Annotated in this window: 22 protein-coding genes and 1 pseudogene; 18 read left to right on the top strand and 5 right to left on the bottom strand. The window is 61.2% G+C overall.

What is annotated here, in order from left to right; genetic code table 11:
- The 12 genes from ACR0DA_RS14360 to ACR0DA_RS14305 all read left to right on the top strand — a co-directional run bounded on the left by ACR0DA_RS14360 (position 1) and on the right by ACR0DA_RS14305 (position 12,018).
- Entirely contained in the window at positions 1-1,257 is a 1,257-nt protein-coding gene (locus ACR0DA_RS14360) for a nitrous oxide reductase family maturation protein NosD (protein WP_480754585.1), read from the top strand.
- The gene (locus ACR0DA_RS14355; protein ID WP_170599809.1) at positions 1,247-2,140 is read left to right on the top strand and encodes an ABC transporter ATP-binding protein; all 894 of its coding nucleotides are present in this window, start codon (positions 1,247-1,249) and stop codon (positions 2,138-2,140) included. The genes ACR0DA_RS14360 and ACR0DA_RS14355 overlap by 11 nt, the downstream gene beginning before the upstream one ends.
- Positions 2,137-2,958, top strand: coding sequence for an ABC transporter permease (locus ACR0DA_RS14350; RefSeq protein WP_005977220.1), 822 nt, complete (start codon positions 2,137-2,139; stop codon positions 2,956-2,958). The genes ACR0DA_RS14355 and ACR0DA_RS14350 overlap by 4 nt, the downstream gene beginning before the upstream one ends.
- The gene (locus tag ACR0DA_RS14345) at positions 2,955-3,473 is read left to right on the top strand and encodes a nitrous oxide reductase accessory protein NosL (protein WP_480754583.1); all 519 of its coding nucleotides are present in this window, start codon (positions 2,955-2,957) and stop codon (positions 3,471-3,473) included. The genes ACR0DA_RS14350 and ACR0DA_RS14345 overlap by 4 nt, the downstream gene beginning before the upstream one ends.
- On the top strand, positions 3,470-4,369 hold the full coding sequence (locus ACR0DA_RS14340) for an FAD:protein FMN transferase (protein WP_480754582.1): 900 nt from the start codon (positions 3,470-3,472) through the stop codon (positions 4,367-4,369). Before ACR0DA_RS14345 ends, ACR0DA_RS14340 begins: the two co-directional genes overlap by 4 nt.
- Positions 4,370-4,481: 112 nt before the next feature.
- A complete protein-coding gene (locus ACR0DA_RS14335) occupies positions 4,482-5,513 on the top strand; it encodes a LacI family DNA-binding transcriptional regulator (protein WP_170582603.1) in 1,032 nt (343 codons plus the stop codon).
- Between the two features lie 98 nt (positions 5,514-5,611).
- Positions 5,612-6,913: an ABC transporter substrate-binding protein gene (locus tag ACR0DA_RS14330; RefSeq protein WP_170341744.1), complete on the top strand. Its 1,302-nt coding sequence runs from the start codon at positions 5,612-5,614 to the stop codon at positions 6,911-6,913.
- Between the two features lie 107 nt (positions 6,914-7,020).
- Positions 7,021-7,887: a carbohydrate ABC transporter permease gene (locus ACR0DA_RS14325; RefSeq protein WP_149775359.1), complete on the top strand. Its 867-nt coding sequence runs from the start codon at positions 7,021-7,023 to the stop codon at positions 7,885-7,887.
- A gap of 13 nt (positions 7,888-7,900) precedes the next feature.
- Entirely contained in the window at positions 7,901-8,731 is an 831-nt protein-coding gene (locus tag ACR0DA_RS14320) for a carbohydrate ABC transporter permease (protein WP_170341115.1), read from the top strand.
- 10 nt (positions 8,732-8,741) lie between these two features.
- On the top strand, positions 8,742-9,746 hold the full coding sequence (locus tag ACR0DA_RS14315) for an ABC transporter ATP-binding protein (protein ID WP_170359663.1): 1,005 nt from the start codon (positions 8,742-8,744) through the stop codon (positions 9,744-9,746).
- Positions 9,743-10,516 (top strand): L-iditol 2-dehydrogenase, encoded by a 774-nt coding sequence (locus ACR0DA_RS14310; protein WP_170439443.1) that lies wholly within the window; start codon positions 9,743-9,745, stop codon positions 10,514-10,516. Before ACR0DA_RS14315 ends, ACR0DA_RS14310 begins: the two co-directional genes overlap by 4 nt.
- Complete coding sequence (locus tag ACR0DA_RS14305; protein ID WP_480754579.1) at positions 10,516-12,018, top strand: mannitol dehydrogenase family protein; 1,503 nt, start codon at positions 10,516-10,518, stop codon at positions 12,016-12,018. The genes ACR0DA_RS14310 and ACR0DA_RS14305 overlap by 1 nt, the downstream gene beginning before the upstream one ends.
- 12 nt (positions 12,019-12,030) lie before the next feature.
- Here ACR0DA_RS14305 and ACR0DA_RS14300 read toward each other — a convergent pair whose 3' ends face one another.
- Complete coding sequence (locus tag ACR0DA_RS14300) at positions 12,031-12,732, bottom strand: GntR family transcriptional regulator (RefSeq protein ID WP_170359657.1); 702 nt, start codon at positions 12,730-12,732, stop codon at positions 12,031-12,033.
- Positions 12,733-12,834: 102 nt separating this feature from the next.
- Here ACR0DA_RS14300 and ACR0DA_RS14295 point away from each other — a divergent pair, with 102 nt between their 5' ends.
- The 6 genes and pseudogenes from ACR0DA_RS14295 to queF form a co-directional block, all read left to right on the top strand.
- On the top strand, positions 12,835-13,437 hold the full coding sequence (locus ACR0DA_RS14295; protein WP_480754577.1) for an amino acid synthesis family protein: 603 nt from the start codon (positions 12,835-12,837) through the stop codon (positions 13,435-13,437).
- On the top strand, positions 13,409-14,224 hold the full coding sequence (locus ACR0DA_RS14290) for an alpha/beta fold hydrolase (protein WP_480754575.1): 816 nt from the start codon (positions 13,409-13,411) through the stop codon (positions 14,222-14,224). The genes ACR0DA_RS14295 and ACR0DA_RS14290 overlap by 29 nt, the downstream gene beginning before the upstream one ends.
- Entirely contained in the window at positions 14,221-15,135 is a 915-nt protein-coding gene (locus ACR0DA_RS14285; RefSeq protein WP_480754574.1) for a flavin reductase family protein, read from the top strand. Before ACR0DA_RS14290 ends, ACR0DA_RS14285 begins: the two co-directional genes overlap by 4 nt.
- 1 nt (position 15,136) lies before the next feature.
- Complete coding sequence (locus ACR0DA_RS14280; protein WP_170439431.1) at positions 15,137-16,174, top strand: LLM class flavin-dependent oxidoreductase; 1,038 nt, start codon at positions 15,137-15,139, stop codon at positions 16,172-16,174.
- Positions 16,175-16,185: 11 nt separating this feature from the next.
- A complete protein-coding gene (locus ACR0DA_RS14275; RefSeq protein ID WP_170439429.1) occupies positions 16,186-17,649 on the top strand; it encodes an aldehyde dehydrogenase in 1,464 nt (487 codons plus the stop codon).
- 93 nt (positions 17,650-17,742) lie between these two features.
- A pseudogene (gene queF, locus ACR0DA_RS14270) lies at positions 17,743-18,098 on the top strand (preQ(1) synthase); the annotation flags it as partial.
- 39 nt (positions 18,099-18,137) lie between these two features.
- On the opposite strand, the gene ACR0DA_RS14265 reads toward queF, so the two are convergent.
- The 4 genes from ACR0DA_RS14265 to ACR0DA_RS14250 form a co-directional block, all read right to left on the bottom strand.
- A complete protein-coding gene (locus tag ACR0DA_RS14265; protein WP_480754572.1) occupies positions 18,138-19,058 on the bottom strand; it encodes a hypothetical protein in 921 nt (306 codons plus the stop codon).
- Positions 19,059-19,213: 155 nt separating this feature from the next.
- Positions 19,214-22,360, bottom strand: a complete 3,147-nt coding sequence (locus tag ACR0DA_RS14260; protein ID WP_480754570.1) for an adenylate/guanylate cyclase domain-containing protein — start codon at positions 22,358-22,360, stop codon at positions 19,214-19,216.
- 509 nt (positions 22,361-22,869) lie between these two features.
- Positions 22,870-23,937 (bottom strand): ParB/RepB/Spo0J family partition protein, encoded by a 1,068-nt coding sequence (locus ACR0DA_RS14255; RefSeq protein WP_480754568.1) that lies wholly within the window; start codon positions 23,935-23,937, stop codon positions 22,870-22,872.
- A complete protein-coding gene (locus ACR0DA_RS14250; RefSeq protein ID WP_170341760.1) occupies positions 23,930-25,315 on the bottom strand; it encodes an AAA family ATPase in 1,386 nt (461 codons plus the stop codon). Before ACR0DA_RS14250 ends, ACR0DA_RS14255 begins: the two co-directional genes overlap by 8 nt.
- Between the last annotated feature and the right edge of the window lie 534 nt (positions 25,316-25,849).

Raw genomic sequence — 25,849 nt, 5'->3', positions numbered from 1 at the left:
ATGCGCTGGCCCCTGCTCATCCCGCTTCTGCTCGGCTCGCCGCTTTGGGCGGCGGACTGGGACGTGCCCAACCGGGCGGGGGCCATCACCGAGACACTGGCGCAGGCGGCGGATGGAGACACCCTCCGCCTGAGCCCCGGCGTCTATGCCGAACGCCTGGTTCTGGACCGGCCCGTCACCATCGACGGACAGGGCCAGGCCACCATCGACGGTCAGGGCACCGGTAGCGTCATCACCGTGACCGGGCCCGGCGTCACTCTGCGCGGCCTGACCGTGATCGGGTCGGGATCGGACCATGGTGAGATCGACAGCGGCATCCAGCTGACCAAGACGGCCCGCGTGGCCGTGGTGGAAAACAACGTGCTGCTGGGCAATCTCTACGGCATCGACATCCACGGCGCCGATGACAGCATCGTGCGCGGCAACCGGATCGAGGGCCGGCAGGACCGCCGGATGAACGACCGCGGCAACGGGGTCTATGTCTGGAACGCGCCCGGCGCTGTGGTCGAAGGCAATGACATCCGCTTTGGCCGCGACGGGATCTTCGTGAACTCGTCGAAGAAAAACACCTTCATCGGCAACACCTTCCGCGATCTGCGCTTTGCCGTGCACTACATGTATGCCGACGATTCCATCGTCAGCGACAATGTCTCGATCGGCAACGATCTGGGCTATGCGGTGATGTTCACCTCGAACGTGCAGGTGACCAACAACGTCTCGGTCGGCGACCGCGAACACGGGGTCATGCTGAACTATGCCAATGACAGCGTGATCTCGGGCAACGTGGTGAAAGGCGCCAAGGAAAAGTGCACCTTTCTGTACAATTCCAACAAGAACGAATTCACCGACAACTGGTTCCAAGGTTGCGGCATCGGGATCCATTTCACCGCCGGCAGCGAACGCAACCGGATCGTCGGCAACGCCTTTGTCGGCAACCGGACACAGGTAAAATACGTCTCGACCAAATGGGTCGAGTGGTCGGAGGACGGCCGCGGCAACTACTGGTCCGATTTTGCCGCCTATGACGTGAACGGCGACGGCATCGCCGACGCCCCCTATCGCCCCAACGATAGCATGGACCATGTGCTGTGGACCCAACCCGCAGCCAAGCTGCTGCTCGGCTCGCCCGCCGTGCAGCTGGTGCGCTGGTCGCAATCGGCCTTTCCGGCGCTGCTGCCGGGCGGCGTGATCGACAGCCACCCCTTGATGCAAGCCCCTCAACCCCCAGCCATGAAAAAGGTGCCTCATGACGGATAAGGCCCTGACCATCGAAACGGTCTGCAAGGATCGCGGCAAGACCCGCGTTCTGAGCGATATCTCCCTGACGCTCGAGCCTGGACAGCGCGTGGCGCTGCTGGGCCACAACGGCGCCGGAAAATCCACCCTGATCAAGTCGATCCTGGGCCTGACGCCCATCCAGGCCGGCACGATCCGCATCGGCACCGCCGCCCCCGGCAGCGCGCAGGCGCGTCGCGACACGGCCTATCTGCCCGAGGCGGTCTCGTTCCACCCAGCCCTGACCGGGCGCGAGCAGCTGACCCTGTTCGCCAAGCTGTCAGGCGCAAACGTTGACGTGCCCGCCCTGCTGGACCGTGTCGGGCTGGGCGACGCGATGGACCGCCGGATCGGCGCCTATTCCAAGGGGATGCGGCAGCGGTTGGGCCTTGCGCAGGTGTTGCTGGGCCAGCCGAAACTGGCGCTGCTGGACGAACCCACCTCGGGATTGGACCCGATCTCGCGCCAGGACCTGTACGCCATCATCGACGAGCTGGCCGCGCAGGGCACCGCGGTGCTGATCGCCAGCCATGCCCTGACCGAGGTCGAGGCCCGCACCGACCGCATCGCCATCATGCGCAAGGGCCGGATGGTGGCCGATGACACGCTGGCCAACCTGTCGGCGCTGGCCGGGCTGCCGATCCGTCTGCGGGTCCGCGCGCGCGCCAATGCCGATGCGCTGGCCGCCGAACTGGGCGGCAACCGGATCAACGGCGCCTCGGTCGAATTGCTGTGTTCGCCCGCCGACAAGATGCAGGCGCTGCGCCGCATCGCCGGGCTGGGCGATGCGGTGGCCGACGTAGAAATGAACCCGCCAAAGCTGGAAGACCTCTATCGCCACTATGCTCAGGAGGCGCTGCAATGACCCGTTTTCTTGCCATCACCCGCACCGAAATGCTGATCCTGCGCCGCAACCGCTGGCTGCTGGTCGCCACCCTGATCATGGTACTGTTCGCGCTGGCGCTGACCTTTGCCGGCAGCGCGCCCACCGGCACGCTGGGGGTCGACATGCTGACGGTGTCGGTCGCCTCGATGACCACGCTGTCGGTATATCTAGCGCCGCTCTTGGCGCTGATGATTTCCTTTGACGCCATCGCCGGCGATGTGGACCGGGGCAGCCTGTCGCTGCTGCTGTCCTATCCGGCGGGGCGCGGAGAAATTCTGCTGGGCAAATTCACCGCCCATCTGGCGGCGCTGGCCTTTGCCATGACGGTCGGTTTCGGCACCGCCGGGGCGGTCGCCGCGTGGTTCGGCGGCGCGGGCGCGGACAGCCTGTTCGCGCTTGGCCGGCTGATCGTCACCTCGATCCTGCTGGGTGCCGTGTTTCTGGCGCTGGGATACCTGCTGTCCGCCCTGGCGAGGGGCGCAACGGCGGCGGCAGGTCTGTCGGCCGGGCTCTGGCTAGTCTTCGTCGTCCTCTATGATCTTGGGCTGTTGGGAGCCGTCGTCATGGACAAGGGCGGCGTCTTCACCCAATCCGTCTTTCCCTGGGTGATGGTGGCCAACCCGGCCGACGCTTTCCGTCTGTGGAACATCGCCGCGACCGAGGGTGTGGCCATGGCGTCCGGCATGACCGGCGCGGCGCAGGCCCTGCCCGCCTGGGCGGCGCCCGCCTCGCTGCTGGTCTGGCCGATTCTGGGCTTTGCCCTTGCACGGCTGGCGTTCCGGAGGGTCGAGCCATGACACGCCTTGCCCTGATTGCCTTTATCGCGCTGGCGGCCTGCAAGGAAGAGCAGGCAGCCGCCCCGCCGGATCCGGTCGATCTGACCGAAACCGCGCTCAGCTATTTCTGCCAGATGAACCTGGCCGAACACGGCGGGCCCAAGGGGCAGATCCATCTGGAGGGCTATCCCGCGCCGCTGTTCTTTGCCCAGGTGCGCGACATGGTGGCCTATCTCAAAAGTCCCGAACGGGATGCCGAGATCACCGCGGTCTATGTCAGCGACATGGGCGCGGCCCCCAGCTGGAACGAGCCAGGCATCTCGAACTGGATCGCCGCCGATCAGGCCACCTTCGTGGTGGGCGCCGGCGTGGCCGGCGGCATGGGCGCGCCCGAGATCGTGCCCTTTGCAACGCCGGGCGCCGCCGCGCGGTTCATCGAAACCTATGGCGGCACCGCCCTGCCCCTGACCGACATTCCCGACGATGCCGCTTTGGGGCCCGTCGATCTGACGCAATCCCTGGAGACACCCGCATGACCACCCTGTCCCGCCGCCGTTTCCTGACCATCTCGGCCGCCTGCGCCGCCTTGCCGACCGTGGCGCGCGCCGCACCGGTGGCCGGCTGGCGCGGCACCGCGCTGGGGGCACCCGCCAGCCTGCAGCTGGTCGGGCTGAGTGACGCGCAGGCCGCGCCGATCATCGCCGCGCTCGAGGCCGAACTGGACCGGTTGGAGAATATCTTCAGCCTGTACCGCCCGGATTCGCAGCTGAGCCGCCTGAACCGTGACGGCACCCTGCCCGCCCCGGCGCCGGAGCTGCTACAGGTGCTGGCCCAAAGCGCCGCCCTGCACGACGCGACCGGCGGTGCGTTCGACCCGACCGTTCAACCGCTGTGGATGGCGCTGGCCACCGGCGCGCCGGATGCCCAAGTGGCGCAGGCCCGGGCGCTGGTCGGCTGGCAGGGGGTTTCGGTCTCGGCCGACGGCATCCGCCTGCCCCATCCGGGCCGTTCGGCGCTGACGCTGAATGGCATCGCGCAGGGCGCCGTGACCGACCGGATCTCGGCGCTGCTGCGGGCACAAGGGCTGACCGATGTGCTGGTCGACATGGGTGAGATCGCCGCCATCGGCAGCCGCGCCGACGGGTCGGACTGGCGCGTCGGCCTGGCCGGCCCCGAGGGCGTGACCCGGCGCATCGAACTGCGCGACCGGGCGGTGGCGACCTCGGCCCCTGATGCGACACAGCTGGCCGGGCGTCATGGCCACATTCTGGGCCCGCAGGGTCAGCCGGTCCGGCATCGGGCGGTTTCGGTCTCGGCCCCTGACGCGGCGCTGGCCGACGGGCTTTCGACCGCGCTGTGCCTGCTGCCCGCCGACCGGATCGCGCCGGTTCTGCAACGCTTCCCCGAGGCCCGGCTCGAGATGCCGATCTGACCGGAATGACCGTCCCGGAACTCTGCCGTTGAAATTTGTCGCGCGATAAGAAAAGGTAAAACAGCGACAAATTCAGAGCGGCGCGGGCCTGGCCCCGCGCCAGAGGCAAGGCATGGCACCCAGAAAAATCCGGAACATGGAGGAGTTTGCGGCGGTCAGCGGGATCTCGCGCCCGACGGTATCGAAATATTTCAACGATCCCGACAGCGTCCGACGGTCGACCCGCGAACGGATCGAGCAGGCGCTGGAGCGGTTCGACTATCGCCCCAACATCTTTGCCATGAACCAGAACCGCAAGCTGACCAAGAATGTCGGCATCGTGGTGCCCTATCTGGCCGACCCGTTCTTTGCCGAGATCGCCCGCAACATCGAGGAAAAATGCATCGAGGCCGGATTCCGCCCGACGCTCTACAGCGCGTATGGCGACCCCGCGCAGGAGGCCGAGATCCTCGACAGCCTGCGCGCGCTGAAGCCGGCGGGCGTGCTGCTGGCACCGCTGGGGCGCGACTCCGACCGGTCGTTCATCGAGAAATTCTGCAAGGACATCCCCACCATCCTGTTCGACAGCAACTTGGACGGCATGGGCGCAGCCTTTGTCGGGTCGGACAACGCGAGCTTCATTGAACAGACCGTCGATTACCTGTGCCGCAGCGGCGAACCGCCCGCGTTCTTCGAGATGCGGCACCCCGCCAACCCCAACGCCAACAAACGCCGCATCGCCTACATCAAAAAAATGGAGAGCCTGGGCTTTGAGCCGCAGGTGATCAAGGTCGACGGTCGCGGCTGGGGGTTCGAGGAAATCGGCCGTCAGGGCGCGTTCAAGCTGTTGGAACAGCCCAGCCTGCCCTCTCGCACCATCCTGTGCAGCAATGACCGGCTGGCCATCGGGTTCCTGTCGGCCTGCTATGAAAAGGGCCTGCGGGTCGGGTTGGGCGAGGATTGCGACCTGCGCGTCGCCTCGCATGACGACCATCCGTTTTCCAAGTTCACCTGCCCGTCGCTGACCACCGCGGCGCATGACTACACCGCAGTATCGAATCGCTCCGTCGAGACGCTGACGCAACTGGTCGAATCCGGTGGGCGGCTGAGCGCCCGCACCGAAACCCTGTTTCCTGCACGTCTGATACTGCGGAGTTCGGCCTGATTTTCGACACCTTTTTTACGCGCGTAAAATTTTAGTTGACGCGCGCCAAATAATTCGTGATGCTTTCCTCCAGGTAATTCGACACCAGGGAGGAAAGAATGTACCTGAAATCCGTTCTATGGGCGGCAAGCGCAGCGGCTTTGACCGCCGGCGCCGCAACTGCAGAGACGATCACGATCGCCACCGTAAACAACGGCGACATGATCCGAATGCAGAAATACACCGACAAGTTCACCGAAGCGACCGGCCACGAGGTGGAATGGGTCACTCTGGAAGAGAACGTATTGCGCCAGCGTGTGACCACCGACATCTCGACCAAGGGCGGCCAGTTCGACATCATGACCATCGGCATGTACGAAACGCCGATCTGGGGCGCGAACGGCTGGCTTGTGCCGCTGGACGGAATGTCCGCGGAATATGACGTGGACGACATCCTGCCCGCCATGCGCGGCGGCCTCAGCCACGACGGTACGCTGTATGCGGCGCCGTTCTATGGCGAAAGCTCGATGATCATGTACCGCACCGACCTGATGGAGAAGGCCGGTCTGGAGATGCCCGAGGCGCCGACCTGGCAGTTCATCCGCGAAGCGGCGGCTGCGATGACGGACCGCGACAACGACATCAACGGCATCTGCCTGCGCGGCAAGGCCGGTTGGGGTGAGGGCGGCGCCTTCATCACCGTGACTGCGAACTCGTTCGGCGCGCGCTGGTTCGACGAAGACTGGAAACCCCAGTTCGATCAGCCCGAGTGGAAAGAGGCGCTGACCTTCTTCGTAGACATGATGAACGAATCCGGCCCCGCCGGGTATGCCACCAACGGCTTCAACGAAAACCTGTCGCTGTTCCAGCAGGGCAAATGCGGCATGTGGATCGACGCCACCGTTGCCGCATCTTTCGTGACCAACCCCGACGACTCGACTGTCGCCGATCAGGTTGGATTTGCTCTGGCGCCGAATTCGGAAGGCGTTGACAAGCGCGCCAACTGGCTGTGGGCCTGGGCCCTGGCCATTCCGGCCGGCACCCAGAAAGAGGACGCCGCCAAGCAGTTCATCGAATGGGCCACTTCGAAGGAATACATCGAACTGGTTGCCGAGAACGAGGGCTGGGCCAACGTTCCGCCGGGTGCGCGCACCTCGCTGTACGAGAACCCCGACTACAAGGACATCCCCTTCGCGCAGATGACGCTGAAGTCGATCCTTGCGGCCGATCCGGAAAACTGCTGCGTCAAGCCGACGCCGTATACCGGGATCCAGTTCGTCGCCATCCCCGAATTCGCGGGCATCGCCACCCAGGTGAGCCAGGAATTCTCGGCGGTCTATGCCGGACAGCAGTCGGTTGACGAAGCTCTGGCCAAGGCACAGGCCTTCACGGCCGAAGAAATGGAAGCCGCAGGGTACTGAGGCCTCCTCCCGGCGGGTGGGCAGGTTTCTGTCCCCCGCTCTCCCCCTTCCACAACCCGTGTTAGTCTCGCAGGCAACAAGTCGCCTGAACAGAGAGGTCTTGCGTCATGGCAACTCAACACTCCCGATCCGTCGCACGCCTGATGATGGCGCCCGCCGTGGTCCTGCTGCTGGGCTGGATGCTGGTTCCGCTGACGATGACACTTTATTTTTCCTTCAAGAAATACCTGCCGCTGCGCGGCGGTGATCTGGGTTGGGTCGGGTTCGACAACTACGTCCGGTTCGTGACCTCGAGTTCCTTCTGGCCCGCAGTTCAGGCGACGCTGGTGATCGTGGGCGGCGTGCTGGCCATCACCGTGGTGTTGGGCATCCTGCTGGCGCTGCTGCTGGATCAGCCGATGTGGGGCCAGGGCGTGGTGCGCATTCTGGTGATCGCCCCGTTCTTCGTGATGCCCACCGTTTCGGCGCTGGTCTGGAAGAACATGTTCATGGATCCGGTCAACGGCCTGTTTGCCCATCTGTGGCGGTTCTTCGGGGCCGAGCCAATCTCGTGGCTGTCCGAGGCGTCGATGCCGTCGATCGTGATGATCGTGTCCTGGCAATGGCTGCCCTTTGCCACCCTGATCCTGCTGACCGCGATCCAGTCGCTGGACAGCGAACAGCTGGAGGCCGCCGAAATGGATGGTGCGCCACCGCTGAAACGCTTCTTTTTCATCATCCTGCCGCATCTGAGCCGTGCGATCACGATCGTCATCCTGATCCAGACGATCTTCCTGCTGTCGATCTTCGCCGAGATCTTCGTGACCACCGGCGGCGCCTTCGGCACCCGCACCCTGACCTACCTGATTTACCAGCGTGTGCTGGAAAGCCAGAATGTCGGGCTGGGCTCGGCCGGCGGGGTCTATGCCATCATCCTTGCCAACATCGTCGCCATCTTCCTGATGCGCATCGTCGGCAAAAACCTGGACGCGTGAGGAGAACGACATCATGGCCCGCACCGTCACCACACCACGCAAGCTGATCAACACCGCCTTTGCCTGGGCTGTCGGCCTGCTGATCTTCTTCCCGATCCTCTGGACGATCCTGACCAGCTTCAAGACCGAGGCTCAGGCCATCGCCAGCCCGCCGATCTTTCTGAACTTCGACTGGACGCTGGAGAACTATGCCGTGGTCCAGGAGCGGTCGAACTACATGCGGTATCTGTGGAACTCGATCATCATCGCGGGCGGGTCCACCCTTCTGGGCGTGATCGTCGCGGTACCCGCCGCTTGGGCCATGGCCTTCGTGCCCTCGGCGCGCACCAAGGACATCCTGTTGTGGATGCTGTCCACCAAGATGCTGCCGGCGGTGGGGGTTCTGTACCCGATCTACCTGCTGTTCATCCAACTTGGCCTGCTGGACAGCCGCGCCGGGCTGGTGGTGGTTCTGATGCTGATCAACCTGCCGATCATCGTCTGGATGCTGTACACCTATTTCCGTGAAATCCCCGGCGACATCCTGGAAGCCGCGCGCATGGACGGCGCCACGCTGAAAGAGGAAATCCTATACATCCTGACGCCGATGGCGGTGCCGGGCATCGCCTCGACCGTGCTGCTGAATTTCATCCTGGCCTGGAACGAGGCGTTCTGGACCCTGAACCTGACCGCCGTCGACGCGGCCCCGCTGACCGCGTTCATCGCCAGCTATTCCAGCCCAGAGGGCCTGTTCTTCGCCAAGCTCAGCGCGGCATCGACAATGGCCATCGCCCCGATCCTGATCCTTGGGTGGTTCAGTCAGAAACAACTGGTCCGCGGCCTGACCTTCGGCGCCGTGAAGTAAGGAAAGACACATGGGACGCATCGTACTTGAGAAAGTCAGCAAGAGCTTTGGCGACGTGGAAGTCATTCCGCCGCTGGATCTGGAAATCAACGACGGCGAATTCGTGGTGTTCGTGGGCCCCTCGGGCTGCGGGAAATCCACCCTGCTGCGCCTGATCGCGGGGCTAGAGGACGTTAGCGGCGGCCGCATCCTGATCGACGATCAGGACGCCACCGCGGTGCCACCGGCCAAGCGGGGCCTGGCCATGGTGTTCCAGTCCTACGCGCTGTATCCGCACATGACCGTGCGCAAGAACATCGCCTTTCCGCTGCGGATGGCCGGGCTGGACAAGGCCGAGCAGGACCGCCGCGTCGAACAGGCGGCCGAGGTTCTGAACCTGACAGACTATCTGGACCGCCGCCCCGGCCAGCTGTCGGGCGGCCAGCGTCAGCGGGTCGCCATCGGCCGCGCTATCGTGCGCGAACCGGCGGCCTTCCTGTTCGACGAGCCGCTGTCGAACCTGGACGCCGCGCTGCGCGTGGGCATGCGGCTTGAGATCTCCGAGCTGCACAACCGGCTGGAAACCACGATGATCTACGTCACCCATGACCAGGTCGAGGCCATGACCATGGCCGACAAGATCGTGGTCCTGCAGGCAGGCGTGATCGAACAGGTGGGCTCGCCACTCGAACTGTACCGCGCGCCGCGCAACAAGTTCGTGGCCGGCTTCATCGGCTCGCCCAAGATGAATTTCATCGAAGGCCCCGAGGCCGATAAACATGGCGCCCACACGATCGGCGTCCGCCCCGAGCACATTGCCGCCTCGCCCAGCGAGGGCCTGTGGAAAGGTACGGTCGGGGTGTCCGAACATCTGGGTTCGGACACGTTCTTTCACGTCCATGTGGACGGCTTCGCCGAGCCGATGACCGTGCGCGCCGGCGGCGAGGTCGGCCTGCGTCACGGCGACACGATCCATCTGACGCCGGAGGAGGACAAGATCCACCGGTTCGACGCGGCGGGGCTGCGGATCGCATGAACCGGCTGGTTGGAAAACGGGCCCTGATCACCGGGGCGGCGCGGGGCATCGGGCTGGCCTTTGCCCAAACCTATGCCACCGAGGGCGCGCAGGTGGCGCTGGCCGACATCGACGTGCAGCAGGCGCGCAAGGCCGCGCGCGAGATCGGGCCGCAGGCGATTGCGGTCGAAATGGATGTCTCGCAGCAGGACAGCATCGAGGCGGGCGTGACCGACGCCGTGGCGCGGATGGGCGGGATCGATATCCTGATCAACAACGCCGCGATCTTCACCGCCGCCCCGATCGTGGAAATCTCCCGCGCGGATTACCAGCGCGTGTTCGACATCAACGTTGCCGGCACCCTGTTCACGATACAGGCGGTCGCGCGCCACATGATCGAGCAGGGCACCGGCGGCAAGATCATCAACATGGCCAGCCAGGCCGGCCGCCGGGGCGAGCCACTCGTGGCGGTCTATTGCGCCAGCAAGGCGGCGGTGATCAGCCTGACCCAATCGGCGGGGCTGAACCTGATCAAACACGGGATCAACGTGAATGCCATCGCCCCCGGCGTGGTGGATGGCGAGCACTGGGACGGCGTCGATGCCTTCTTTGCCAAATACGAGGGCAAGGCGCCGGGTCAGAAAAAGAAGGAAGTGGGCGAAGCGGTGCCCTTCGGCCGGATGGGCCGGGCCGAGGACCTGACCGGAATGGCGGTCTTTCTGGCCTCGTCCGAGGCCGATTACATCGTGGCCCAGACATACAACGTGGATGGTGGAAATTGGATGAGCTGATGGTGGAGCGCCCCGCGGATACCCGACCGGTCCGGTTGTGTCAGGCCAATCTGGGCGCGTTGCCCAAGGGCGTGCTGCGCCCGGAATACGACCGCGCGGCGCTGACGCCTGGGATCGTGCATATCGGAGTGGGCAATTTTCATCGCGCGCATCAGGCCTGGTATCTGCATCGGCTGATGCAGCAGGGCGCGGCGCAGGATTGGGCCATCATCGGCGCCGGCGTGCGCGCCTATGACGCCGAGATGCGGCGCAAGCTGCTGGCGCAGGACTGTCTGACCACGCTGGTCGAGCTGACCGAGGGCCAGCGCCGTGCCGAGGTGACCGGCGCGATGATCGACTACCTGCCCCCGCAAGAGGACAACGGCCCGCTGATCGCGCAACTGGCCGATCCGGCGATCCGCATCGTGTCGCTGACCGTGACCGAGGGCGGCTATTTCGTGCACCCTGTGACCAAGGGGCTGGACACCGACCACCCTAACATCCGCCACGATGCCGCCAATCCCGACCGTCCGCGCACCGCCTTCGGTGCCATCGTCGCGGGCCTGCGACGGCGGCGCGATGCGGGCATGGGTCCGCTGACCGGGCTGAGCTGCGACAACCTGATCGGCAACGGGCAGGTTCTGCGTCAGGCGGTGGTTGGGCTGGCGCGACTGTCGGACCCGGATCTGGCCGACTGGATCGCCACGCAATGCACCTTTCCCAACTCGATGGTCGATTGCATCGTGCCCGCCACCGGCCCGACCGAACTGGAGCTGGTGCGCGCGCTGGGGATCGACGACGCCGCCCCCGTCACCCATGAAAGCTTCCGCCAATGGGTGATCGAGGATGCCTTTTGCGCCGGTCGCCCGGATTGGGACAAGGTCGGCGCCACATTTACCGACCGCGTTCATGACTATGAGGTCATGAAGCTGCGCATTCTGAACGCGGGCCACCAGGTTCTGGCCAATGTCGGCGAGATCCTGGGCCTGAATACGATCGCAGACTGCATGGCCGATCCGCTGGTTTCTGCATTCTTCCGAAAGGTTTTGGTCGAAGAAATCGCGCCTTTCGTGCGTCCGGTGCCCAATCAGTCGGTTGCGGACTACATAACCTTGATCGAGGAGCGGTTCCGCAATCCATCCATCGTCGACACCACGCGGCGCGTTGCTTTTGACGGATCATCCCGGCATGTGGGATTTGTGCTTCCCACCGTCTATGATGCATTGGCCGCCAGCGCGCCGATCAATGGGCTGGCCTTGGTCGAGGCGCTGTGGGCCCGCATGTGTGCCGGCACTCGCGAGGATGGAAGTATTATCGAACCCAACGATCCCAACTGGTCCGATCTGGTCACCTCGGCCAACGCGGCCCGTGACAACCCGACCACCTGGCTTGAGCAGACCCAGTACTATCAGGACCTGTCACAATCCGGCGCGTTTCGCGACGCGTTTGACCGGTGGCTCAGGGTGATCTGGGATCAGGGAGCGCGCCAGGCCCTGACGACGTATCTGGGCGACCAAACCTGACCGGTGCATGACTTAGCTGTGTGCGGCTTTGCCCAGGCCCTCTTCTGCATCGAACAGGGTTTCGGCAACCGACGCCGCATCGTCCAGATGCCGTTCGACGGCTCGGCGCGCAGCGGAGGGGTCGCCGGACTGAATCGCAGAACAGATGGCCTCCATATGTTCGATCCCGGGGCGGTCGCGTTCTGTTGCCGTCAAGGTCATCATCCGCAACCGGCTGATCCGACCATTCAGGCGCTGGACCACATCCCAGGCCACATGATGCCCTGCTCCCTCGAAAATCTCTGAGTAGAAATCGGAAGTGGCGCGGAAGATCGAGCCCGGTGTCTTGTCCACGAAACCTTGCTTGAGCCGCACCAGCGCCCCATGCAGGCTGCTGGCCCTGTCTGATGTGATATTGCGCGCGCAGTTCTCGGCGGCCGCGGTTTCCAGCATGCGGCGGATATCGTAGATCTGCCGTGCCTCGTCCCGTGTGATCGAAGCCACGATCGGCCCGCGCCCGGGCAGAATTTCGACCAGCCCCTCGGCCTCGAGATAGCGGATCGTTTCCCGGATGACTGTCCTGCTGACACCAAGCTGATCACATAGCGGACGTTCCACCAGCCGTTCGCCGGGCTGGAAAACACCTTCGATGATGGCCTCGCGCATGCGCTCCTGCACCATGTCGCGCAGGGTAGCCGGGGGATGATCGATCTTGGTCAGTCTTGGCGATGTCATGGACGGGAATCTATCGGTCGCGCGTTGCCTCAGCAAGGTATGATTGACATCCTGTCTTATGGTATACCATCATGCCGGAAACGGAATCACAGGACCTTTGCGATGCCCGCCACCATCCGTAAAACACTGCTGCATGTCGAAAACACGCTGATCGAAGGTTGCAAAGCCGCCGAGCGCCCTTTGACCTTGATCGCGGCGGTCGCCGTCATCACCAACCCCTGGGCCGGCCGCGGCTTTGTCGAAGATCTTCGTCCAGAGATACACGATTGTGCTCCGGGGCTGGGCCACATGCTGACCGAGATGGTTCTCGAGGCGGCCGGCGGCGGTGAACGGGTTGAAGCCTATGGCAAAGCCGCCGTTGTCGGAGTGAATGGTGAGGTCGAGCACGGGTCGGCCCTGATCCATACCCTGAGGTTCGGAAATGCCTATCGCGAGGCGGTGGGCGCAAAATCCTACCTTGCCTTCACCAATACGCGCGGACCGGCAAATGCGGCCATGCAAATTCCCCTGATGGACAAGCATGATGGTGGGCGGCGCAGCCACTATCTGACCATCCACCTGCAGGTCGCCGACGCTCCGGCCCCGGATGAGATCATGATCGCTTTGGGTGCTTCGATAGGAGGGCGCCCGCATCACCGCATCGGAGATCGTTATCAGGATCTGAAGGATTTGGGACATGACGTCGACAATCCGGCAGCTGTCTGAACCATTCGGACGCCTTGGCTTGCGCTTTGCCGGCCCCCCCGATGGCGAACCTCTGGTCCTGTTGCACGGGGTCGGTATGCAGTCGGAGGCCTGGGCGCCGCAGATCGATGCCTTGTCCGACTTGCACGCGGTCTACGCACTGGATCTGCCAGGGCATGGCCAATCCGACCCGATCGCTGTGGGGGCACAGTTACCAGCATTTGTGGAGTGGCTGCAGGCGGCGCTGGACGCTTTGAACCTGGATCACGTGAACCTTGTCGGTCATTCGATGGGCGCACTGATTGCCGGCGGGTTTGCGGTCGAACATCCCGATCGGGTTCGACGCGTTGCCCTGTTGAACGGAGTGTTTCGGCGGGACGATCAGGCCCGGGACTCTGTGCTGGCGCGCGCCGGCTTGATCAGCGCCGGAACCTTTGATCTGGAAACCCCGCTGCAACGCTGGTTCGCAAACGGTCCGGCCGACCGCGCCGCTCGCGATAGGGTCGCCGCATGGTTGGCTGCGGTCGACATAAACGGCTATGCGACGGCCTACGATGCCTTTGCCCGGGGCGACATGGTCTACGCCGATCGCTACCCTCGGATCTCTTGCCCCTTGCTGGCGTTGACAGGTGCTGAGGATCCGAATTCCACACCCGACATGACCCGCGCCATCGCCGCGGCCGCCAAGGGGCAGGCGGTTGTCGTCGAGGGTCATCGGCACATGGTGAACCTCACTGATCCAAAGACTGTCAACGCGGCCCTTGTTCAATGGCTGAAGACCGCAACGCACGAAAGGTCGCCCGCATGACCGATTTCGACCCTCGCGTTCTGCGCAGCGCGTTCGGAACCTTTCTCACCGGTGTCACGGTGGTCACGACCCATGACGAATCCGGCCGACCGATCGGCTTCACCGCCAATTCCTTTTCCTCAGTTTCGCTGGACCCTCCGCTGATATCGGTCTGTCTTGCCAATACATCCAGCAATTTCAACACATTCTCTGAAGCCACCGGATTCGCCGTCAACATCCTGTCGGAGGATCAGATCAGTGTTTCGAACACCTTCGCACGCCCTTCACAGGACCGGTTTGCCGATGTCGATTGGAAGCCCGGACCCAACGGCGCACCAATCCTTGACGGGGTTTCAGCCTGGTTTGACTGCTCGGTTTTCAAGACAGTCGAAGCCGGCGACCACCTGATCCTGATCGGTCGGGTCGAGGCCTTCGACCACTCGATCGCACCTGGCCTGGGCTATGCCCGCGGCGCCTATGTGACGCCTGCCGCCGAAGCCCTGGCGCTCAACCGTCGCGCGGGCGTCGTGGTTTCCGCGTTGATCGAGCGGGACGGCCAGATCCTACTGCTGGACGATGGCAACGGCGGGCTGACCATTCCGGCGACCGAGGACATGGCCAACGGCGCCGATACTGCATTGGCCCAGTTGATCGCGCAATGTGGGATCAAGGCAGAACCGGGCTTCATCTATTCGGTCTATCAGGACAAGTCGCGACGACAGCATATCTCGTTCCTTTGCCAAGCCGAGGACGGCACCCCAGCCAACGGGGCTTTTGCGCAAATCGTCGAGTCGACGCTGATGGATGTCGCGGACCCGGCGATCTGTACGATGCTGGAACGTTTCGCCCGGGAAAGCCGCATGGGCAATTTCGGCATATACTACGGAGATGAAACCAGCGGACGGGTCAAACCGTTGGTTCGGGGGAGTTGAGATGAAGTTCTCGCTGTTTGCGCATATGGAGCGGATTTCGCCAGAGCAGGACCAGAAGCAGTTGTATGACGAGTTCATCCAACTGTGCAAAATCGCCGACGACGGCGGGATGCATGCCGTCTGGACGGGCGAACACCACGGGATGAATTTTACAATCGCACCCAACCCGTTTCTCAGCCTGATTGACGTGGCTCGGCACACCCGGAATGTCCGGCTGGGCACCGGCACCGTGATCGCGCCCTTCTGGCATCCGATCCGTTTGGCCGGTGAGGCCGCGATGACGGACATCATCACCGACGGACGGCTGGATCTGGGCATTGCCCGCGGTGCCTACAGTTACGAATACGAGCGCATGATGCCTGGCATGGATGCGTGGGAAGCCGGGCAGCGCATGCGCGAACTCATCCCTGCCGTGAAACAACTCTGGCAGGGAGATTACGCCCATGACGGCGAATTCCACCAATTTCCCAAGACCACCTCGTCGCCCCTGCCCCTGCAACCTGGTGGGCCGCCCATCTGGGTGGCCGCACGCGACCCCAACAGCCACGAATTCGCCGTAAGCTCAGGGTGCAACGTACAGGTCACGCCATTGTGGAACGGCGACGACGAAGTCATCGACCTGATGGCCAAGTTCAATGCCGCCTGCGCAAAGTTTCCTGACATGCCGCGCCCCAAGATCATGTTGCTGCGCCACACTTACGTGGCCGAAGATCAGAACGACGTAAAACAGGCCGCCATCGAGTTGAACCGGTTCTACTGCTATTTCGGCGCATGGTTCATGAACAAGCGTGACGTTACCCAGGGGCTGATTGCCCCGCTGAGTGATGCCGATATCGCCGAGCATCCGTTCTATTCGCCCCAGAACATGGAGCGCGACCTTGTCATCGGAACAGCCGATACCGTGATCGACCGGCTTCGGAGAAGCGAGGAACTGGGGTATGACGAGTATTCATTCTGGATCGACTCCAGCATGCCGTTTGAACGCAAAAAGGCCTCGTTGGAGCGTTTCATCAAGGATGTGATGCCGGCCTTTCAATAGGGGAATTCGGGATGCAACGGTTTCAGAACTATATCGGCGGCACTTTCCGCGATGGCGACACCTGGTTCGAAAGTGTCGACCCATCCACAGGTGAGGCTTGGGCGCAGATACCCGCCGCCAGCCAAGCTGATGTGGACCAGGCCGTGATGGCAGCGGACCAGGCTTTCAGATCCCCGGAATGGGCGTCACTGACCGCAACCGCGCGGGGCAAGCTGCTATACCGGTTGGCAGATCTGATTGCTGAAAACGCACCGAGACTGGCCGAGCTGGAAACCCGCGACACTGGAAAAATCATCCGCGAAACCTCGGCGCAGATTGCCTATGTCGCGGATTATTATCGTTACTACGCGGGCCTCGCGGACAAGATCGAAGGCGCCCATTTGCCCATCGACAAGCCAGAAATGGAAGTTTGGCTGCGGCGAGAACCCGTGGGGGTTGTCGCGGCGATCGTGCCCTGGAACTCACAATTGTTCCTGTCGGCGGTCAAGATCGGCCCGGCCCTGGCGGCCGGTTGCACAGTGGTGCTGAAGGCTTCGGAAGAGGCCCCTGCCCCAATGCTGGAGTTCGCGCGGATCTTTCACAAGGCCGGGTTTCCCGAAGGCGTTCTGAATGTTCTGACGGGTGGGCCCGATGTCGGCGCTGCCTTGACCCGGCACGAAAGAATTGCCCATGTCGCCTTTACCGGTGGGCCGGAAACGGCTCGGCATATCGTGCGAAACTCGGCCGAGAATCTGGCGTCTACCTCTTTGGAGCTGGGTGGAAAGTCGCCCTTTATCGTGTTCGAGGATGCGGATCTGGACAGTGCGGTCAACGCTCAGGTTTCCGGAATTTTCGCGGCGTCGGGTCAAAGCTGCGTTGCCGGGTCGCGGCTTGTGGTTCAGGCATCGATCAAGGACGCGGTCCTGGACCGTCTGCGGCAAAAGGCCGAAGCGGTCGTGATCGGCGCACCGGATGATATGGCGACCGAAGTCGGGCCCCTGTGCACGCAGCGGCAGCAGAAATGGGCCGCCGAACTTGTCACCCGGTCGCAGGCCCAAGGCGCGCAATTGATTACTGGCGGCCAGCCACTTGATCGCGCGGGATTCTACTTTCCACCGACCATTCTGGATTGCAGTCGGGCGCGCGATGCTGATTGCTTGACGCACGAATTCTTCGGCCCCGTCCTGTCGGTCGTTTCCTTCGAAACAGAGGATGAGGCCATCGCGATCGCAAACGATACCCGGTTTGGCCTAGCCTCGGGCGTGTTCACGCAAAACCTCACGCGGGCCCATCGGATGGTTCGGTCAATCCGAGCCGGCATTGTCTGGGTCAACACCTACCGCGCAGTCAGTCCGATCGCTCCGTTTGGGGGGCATGGATTGTCGGGGCATGGGCGCGAGGGCGGGCTGCAGGCTGCATTGGACTACACCAAAATCAAGTCCGTTTGGCTGCGCACCAGCGACGACCCTATTCCTGATCCTTTTGTCATGCGCTGACCCGCCGGCCACCTCGAAATGCGTAAAACTCGGCAGGAAACTCAGAGACCACGAAACAGATCGGCTTGGCAGTAGCTTGCCCACCGTTACACACTGCGCATCCCGGTTGCAGCGTATTCGAGTTGCAAAACAAGGGTTCAGATTCCACAAGCCGATTTCGAATAGTGCGTGAGGTTCACCGCGCCCGAATTCACTTCGCTCTGCCCGATGAATGGACAGGCTGACTATGGTCATCTGGTGATCGATTGAATTCGGGGGGCTGGCTTGTCAGGTCGAAGTCGCTGAAACTGTTCCTGGGATCGTTCCGAAACCACGGCTCCTTCCAAGAGAACTGCACCGTTTCCATTGCCCGGCGCCGGGTCAGGTTTCCGACGCAGCGGTGGTTGCGGATTGGAAGGCACTGGTATCCACGTGGCGGCATCCCGATCGACCTGTCTTGGCAAACAGGCGCGGGGTCTGCGTTTGGTCAAACCGGAACAGAAGCAGCCTTACTTGGTGGCGCTGACATCTCCGGGGATGCACCCACGGGCGCAGAACCTCATGTCACTGGGCGCAACAGACCACACGTCGACATCATTCGGCGGCTTGTTCTTGAAGTCGATATCCAGGCAACTTGCCGCCTTCGGAGTGTAGTACTTGTTTCTGGGATCGACATTGCCGAGTTGGTCAAACCCGGATATTAGACGCATATTCGGTCCCCATCTTTCGCCATGCAGTGTCAGATTGGAGTAATAAGCCATCAGCTTGATCGATTTACCCTGTGCGAACATCTTGTAGGTCATCTGGACCCCACCGATTGTCTTGTCGATCGGCCCCTGTTCCAACCCGGAACCAATCGAGATAACCCACCGACGCTTGAGAGGGATGGAAATATCAACTCCGTCTTCACTGCATTCCAGCAACTTGTACGAAAAAATGTTCAGCACGGCGTTTGTTCTAATCGGGTTCGTGTGAAGCCTCAGAACGCTGTAAACCGGCTTGATGGTGGCACTTTGGATCGGAGCACCGTTGACGACACAATTTTTCTGCAGCACCGCAAGTTCCGTCAGAACCATGTCCGAAAAGGACGACGCAAAACCGCCTTCCAGGGACTGCGCCATAAGCGCCGACATTCCGGGGGCCTCCAAAACCCGCGTGGAATCTCCGTATTCGCGGAAAAGTTCAACGGGATCCAAGGAAACCAACTGACGGTCAGCTGAAAACAGCAGGTTCTCAGGATCATTTTCATCGACGATTTGATGATACTGAAAGGTAAACAACTCGGTGCCGCCGGAGTACTGCGGTATCCCATCTTCAAATTTTACGGTTCCGTCTTCGGACAAAATCTCCTGGGCCTTTGCTGGTCCGTGGATTGCAAGCGCCATCGCTGCGCCAAGAATTGAAACGCCTAAAGCCTTAAGTCTGAGCATGATTATCCCCAGTTTTTTGATCTAAAAATCGAAACAATGCCATCAAACACTATCAAATTTTCGTATATGTTTCAATAATCGCACCTTTCGGCAGTTCGGCTGAAGTTATGTCCAGACCAAAAACCTGGCGTAAAAACTGCGTCGAACCGGGTGGTTCACTTCATTGCGACTTCGGACTGCGCATTGCGCAAGGCCGCCTCGACCCGGTCGGTGAATGGGAGCTGGTACCGGACACTCCAGGATTTCTCACCCGCTCGCACAAATTCGATCACCTTCAAGCCTTCAGCGATCTCTCCGGCCATCAAGTGCGCGTCTGCGAGCAACGTCTGAGCGTAGAGAACGATCTGAGTTGAACCTGTATCAACATAGGCGTCGATCCCGGCCGAGATCTCGGCGATCCCCTCGGCAGGGTGACCTTCTGATGCCCGCGCCCAGCCGTGCAGGATGCGGCCCCAGGCATCCCAGTAGTGGAACTCCCGTTGCCCACTGATCTCGAGAGCCCGGTTGACCATATTCAGCAATGCACTTGTGTCGCCCAATATCTGATAGATGGTCGCCAGGATGTTCAGCCCGTAGCAACGCGTGAAATCGTGTGGTTCACGACTGATCCGCTCAGCCAGTTCCGTTAGCTCGGCGCGAAACGTTTCGCCGTCTCCGCTTTGCAGCGCCACGGCCCAGCACCGCATCGCCTGATCAACCAAGTATATGTCTGCCTCGTGATAATTCAGCAGATCGTCCGGATCAGTTGCCCCGCGCAACGCAATCGCTCGGTCGAAAGCAGAAATGGCGACCTCCAGACGGCCGACCATGAAGTTGCTCATGCCGATATTGTGCGCCGCGAGCGCCTCCATCGTCGGGTTTTCCGCGCGCCGTGCGACCTCCTCCAGGTAATCACACAAAGCCAACGCGCCCCTCGGATCGCCCAGAGTCAACTGAGCACCGAACTGCACATGCACGGCCAAAAACGCATCCGTAACACTGGCGGAGGAACGGTCAAGCAGGTGGCGGAACCGGTCCAGATTGGCCAAAACCTCTTTCGACCCGAACGCCCTGGTACTGAGGGCCACGTTCAGCATCTTGCGCAGCGAAATCTCTTCTCGATCCCGTTCGGGGCTTGGGGTGATTTTGTCGTTCTCGGTCAAGGCTTCATTAAGATGGTGGATGGTTTCTTCGTTGGCAAATCGCTCGCCCGAGATGACTGCCGCCCGGCGCCACGCGTCCCGGGCCTGTTTGGGCATGTCCGCGCGGGCATAGTGCTGGGCCAGCAATTCAGGGTTCTGACCTACAAGGTCACTGAACGAAGTGTCGAGGACCTCGGCGATCCGGCTGTGCACCGCCCGCGCCCGACTGGGCAACATCAGGTCATAGGCCGCGTCCCGTATCAAAGCGTGGCGGAACGCATAGGCACCTCCCATATTGACCCCGCGCCGCACCAATATTTGCGCTTCGACCAACTCGTCCAACATGCGCAGGGTTGCCTCGTACGATTGACCGCTGACCGAACTGACCATCGCAGGCAGGATGTTGCGGTCAATGGCGGCGCAGACCGGCACGATATCGCGGGCCGTGCTCAGCCGGTCGAACATGGCCCAGAACAGTTCCTTGAGCGTCGATGGCAATGCCTGTTGCATCTGCATTGCGGACGCGTCCGTCTGGTCGAAGAACCCGTCCTGGATCATTCGTGCCATCTCTTCCGCAAACAGAGGGACGCCATCCGTCCTGTTCGCGATCCGGTCTTTCATGGTCTGTGTCACTTGCTTGGACTGCAAAAGCGCATCCAGCATCTGGTGGACGTGGTCCCGGTCGAGGCGGGAAATCGTCAGCGGGACAACACCCTCCCGGCCTTCCCACGGTGGATGGTAGGACGGGCGGAACGTGCACATGATCATAACGGGCATGGACCTGAAGCGCTCGATCAACAAAGCGATGATTTCCTCAGTCGAGGGATCGATCCAATGCAGGTCTTCAAACAGCAACAGAACCGGTCGATGCCGCGCCAGCGCAGCAACGGTCTGCACCAAGGCCTCCTGAAACTGCTGCTTGAGCCGGTCAAAGGGCAGTTTCAGCAGGTCTTCCTCGGCCGCCACCGGCAACGACATGGCATAGGCAAACAAAGGAAGATAGTCTTCCGGAACCTCCGACCATTCCTGAAACAGTTGCCTGAGTTTGCGCAGCTTCCGCTGGTCGGAGTCGGTTCTGCGAAAATCGGCCATGTGGCTGATCCAGCTGAGAACCGGGAAATGGGCACTTCGCTCGTGGTTGGGCGAGCATTGGAACCCAAGCCGCAGATATTGCTTCTCTTCGAATCCGCGGGTCGCTTCCTCGACAAGACGCGATTTTCCGATGCCGGCCTCACCGGACACCATAACCGCCTGCCCTTCCCCATTCAGCGCGGCCTGCCAATGCTTCTTGATCGTCGCGATCTCATCGACCCGGTTGACGAAGGGCGAGCCTTGAACCCCGGGACGCGCCTGAAACCGCAGCATCGGCTCTTCCGCACTCAGAACTTTCCAGATGCCGATCGGGTTCTCAAACCCCTTGAGGCTTTGCTTCCCCTTCCACTCGCAGCGAAAGTTGCTCCCGATCAGCAGCTTGGTGTGCTCGCTGATGGCGACCGTCCCAGGGTCCGCCAGTTCTTGGATACGGGCCGCCAAATTCGGAACCTCACCGACCACCAGACCTCCCAAAGTCGAGTGATTGTCGACCACGGCTTCCCCGGAAGAAATCCCGACCCGAACCCCGATGACCTCACCCTTGCCGTGTTTGATACGACCAATGGAGCCACAGATTTCCAGTCCGGCGGCAACGGCCCTTTCCGCATCGTTCTCTTCGACCGTCGGATAACCGAAATAAGCAACCACTCCATCTCCGATGAATTGGGCAATGTGCCCTTGGTGCCGGGTCACGACATCAAAACAAAGGGCTTGATAGTCGTGCAGAACGGAGCGGTACTCCTCAAGATCCAGATGACTGGACAATTCAGTCGATCCAACGAGATCGACAAAGACCAAAGTCAGATACCTGCGCTCGGGGACACCTTCCAATGCCGTGGGTTGAGGCGCGTGAGGCCCAGTTTGCGATGACGTGAGAGCAATCTCGGAATGTGAAACGCCACCTTGTTCCGAGCGAAGCGCCTCGATCGCCCGCATCATGCGTTTGCGATCCCCGAGGTTCAGTCCAAGCTCGACCAGGTCATTTTCAGTGAGGGTGGCAAGAACATCCAATTCGATCGCGTTCGAGGCGAACACATCATGGTACTTCTCAAGGGAATACCTCTCCAACCACGCCTTGATGTCAGCCATCTTCAGTCCTCGGTCGAAATTACTTCAATGTGCTTTGCCTTTTGTCCAATCGGCGTCAGTCAGAGAGACCTGGTTTCTGACGAAGCTAAAATATGTCCGACCGTATACCGGCCCTTATAGTCAGCGCGTTGCGTATTAATTGCCAATGCAAGGCGGAACGCCCGCATTGTTGCCCCAACACGAACCTATCCCAAGTCGGAATTTGCGTCTACTGGCTGGCAAAATGCACCTTCGGGCCAAGCGGGATTCAATCAAGAACGCATCCAGCCAGAATTGGCCCAGCCGACGTTCACACTACTCAAGTTTCAGTCTGTCTCTCCGCTACTCATAGCGGTGGCGGTTCGGCGTCAAAATGGTCAAACGCCGGCGTATTGGAAAAAAACCGAGCGTCCGTCATAATGATCATAATCATGCCTTTTTGCATACTACAGGGGAAGTGGCGGAAAGGTACCTGTTTACAGGAAGGTTTGGCCCGTGGAAGCACAGGCCAAACCAATGGTTAAAAATGGTCAGCCCAAATGTTCGACGAGCCGTTCCAACAACCGCGCGGCTTCGTCTACGCTCAGAGTCCGGCCGCGAAGATGTATCCGCAATTCGCCCGCTGATACCTCTGCTCGCAATTCTCCGCCTTTGGGCAGCGTCTGAATAGGCAGCCGTTGAATCTGTTTCGGGCGGCCCCCACGCGGCTTTTCCTGAGTCGGTGCAGGCGCGTCTTTCAACGCAGCCTCTATCACGGTCAGTTCCGATTTCGGGTCCGTGGCCTCACCCCGGGACAAGGCCTCCCTCAGCTTGGCCTGCGCGCCATCCCGGATAGCCGCGGCAATCCTGAGACCTACCTTTTCCGACAACGCAACCGGGTACTGCAGTAAGTCGCCCAAGGCCTCGTGAACCACCGCAAAGCTGCGGACCTTGGACCTTTTGGCCTTGGAGGCTGCGGCGAACAGAACATCCACGGCGGCTTCGGTCGACGGGAACACACCCTGCCCCACAGCGAGGACAGCGATGCGCCCACGTTCATACGGGCTGAGGTTTGATCGAAGTTCGTTCTCCTCGACCATCGAAACATACGCGTCCTGCCCTGCGCCAGCCTGCCGCACGAACGCAGGAATTTTGGCGAATTTCGGGTCACCGCCGGCCAAACGGCGGAAGGCGTCCAACCGGCGATAGCCCGATATCAGACCATAGCCATCCTCGGTTTTGGTCACCTCGATCGGCGTCCGCAGCCCGTTGGAGCGCAGAGATTCCAGCAGTTCGGACATTGCCTCTTCGTCATCGACCATGCGGTCGCGCCGCAAGAAATCGGCATCGATCTGATCTATGGGCACCATCTCTGCGACCAGACCGGCGTCCTGGGCATCCCGCCAACGCGCAGCGTCGCCTTGGTCTTTTGCAAGGGTTGCACGGTCGGTCACTGCTGCCATGCCATTCAGCGTCGCGGCCTCGGCCGCGACCTGCGCGATTGGCGGAGTTGACGGGTTGGCCTCGAACGGACTGATCGAGGGTTTCGCGGCGAAACCAGCCTCGAGTTGTTCAAGCTCCGCCGCATCCGGCGCCGTCAGTCTTCTGCGTTTAGCCATCTGCCTGTCCTCCCATCTGGGCGTCGCGCCACCAACACCCGATCAGCACTTCTTTGAATTCCGCGTAGGTCCGATCGAAGGTCTCCCGCCCCCGAACATAGGTGTCGCGGTTAAAGTCACGGTAGTCTGCTTCGTAGATTCCGTTCACCTGTTCTCCGGCCTGCCCTACCAAAGCGGTGTAATCCTGCCGATAGGCGTTCATGAAATCTCCGAAATACGCCTGGATCACGTTGGCCATGTCTGTCTGCTGACTGGCGTCGAACCGGGTGATGATCGCGCGCACGACATCCCATTCGAACTTGAGTTCGGGCAACCCGGCTGCCCTTTGTGCCGCGTTCTCGCCATCCTCGATACTGGCGAATGTGGTGTATAGCATGTCGAAGAAGCGCCCGGTGGAATCAAATTCCAGGAATGAAGCTCCGAGCGGCACCAGCAAAATATCCGCTGCGGCCAGCGCATTGATCGTTAGGTACCCAAGTGCAGGAGGAGTATCGAGGAACACGATGTCGTAATCATTCAATACGGCCTCGTCCTGCAAAAAGTTGGTGAGCCCGTCCCACAGCGGCCAACTGCGAAGGCCCATCCGCCAGACCGGGATCTGAAATTCAGCCCAATAGAGGTTCAGTTGAGCACCAATGAGATCAATGTTGGGCCAATGGGTCTTCTGGATGACATCTTGAGGTTGGGTTCTCAGTGCCTCTTGCAGAGTTTCATCCAATGGGATTTCGGGTTGACCGGCAGCGGCGCGGACCCTGTTCTCTTCCTGAACCGCGCGCGCATAGTCTTTTGCGATCAAGGGGAAGACTGTCTGCCATTCATCCGCGACGCGACCACCCAGGATCGACGTCATGGATCCCTGGCTATCAAGATCAATCACCAGCACTTTATAACCGTCCAACGCGGCCGACATTGCCAGATGAGCAGCGGTGGACGTCTTGCCCACGCCACCTTTGAAATTGGCAACGGCAACAACTTTTGCCGGCAGATTTTCTGGCCGGTAGGGCAGGTATTCCTTGGTGCTTACACCTTCGGCCGCGAAATGGCGCCTCAAGGTCAGAACTTCTTCGAGGGTGAACCATTTCGATCCTGCTTCGCCTTCGCCTTGCGGGAGGTCAGGATTTGCCTTGAGGACGCGGCGCAGGTGGGCCGGAGCCACCGGGATCAGGTATTTGGTAATCTCCCAAATCGAAAACCGGCGGAGGCGCTTTTCGCCATCGGGCGCATACCCGCGGCGGGCTAGATCTTCGCGCCCTTTGGCACAGAAGGTTGCAGCTTTTGCGAATCGTGATGTCCCGATAGGATCGGGTAACTTTGATGCAGCCTTGGCCGGATCCAGGTTGAAGTACGGCGGTAGAGCAGGTTGTTTAGATTTTGTCACTGTCGATGCCTCGAATAATGTTCGCCTTTCCGGCGTATATCAGGAAATGTACCGAACATTTTCCTTCTGCGCTATCCTCGAAAAAGCAGTTTTCCACAGAAGAATGCCGAAGAGTTCGGTTTCGCGACGAAACCGGCATTTATTCTCAGAAAAGGGCACACCAAAGAGTTTATTTTCTTTAAGGGTTTTAGATTCTTTGACGACAGAAACCATAAATAAATCATATATTTGTGGTCGCATCGGCACCCGGATACAGGACCAAGGGTTCCTGGCTTCGGGTTAAAAGGGACCTGTATACAGGATCAAAGGGTCCCGAATCCGGGGAGAAGGGCACCGATTCGCGGTTCGGCTCTATCGTGGACTATTTAGGGTCTAATCCGAGTGCGTTGATCGCCGCTTACGCGGGTCACGACTCCAAGTTTGAACCAATTGGCGCCCGCTTCTGTGGATAACTGGGTCGCCGATTCGGATAGGTACCTGTCTACGGGATTCACTCCATCCTGCATATGGGGACCCAAATTTGGTTGATCCACG

The organism is Ruegeria sp. CI8, from assembly GCF_056536865.1.
The sequence above is the reverse complement of the archived record's forward strand: the minus strand, read 5'-3'. Positions and strand labels throughout refer to the sequence as shown.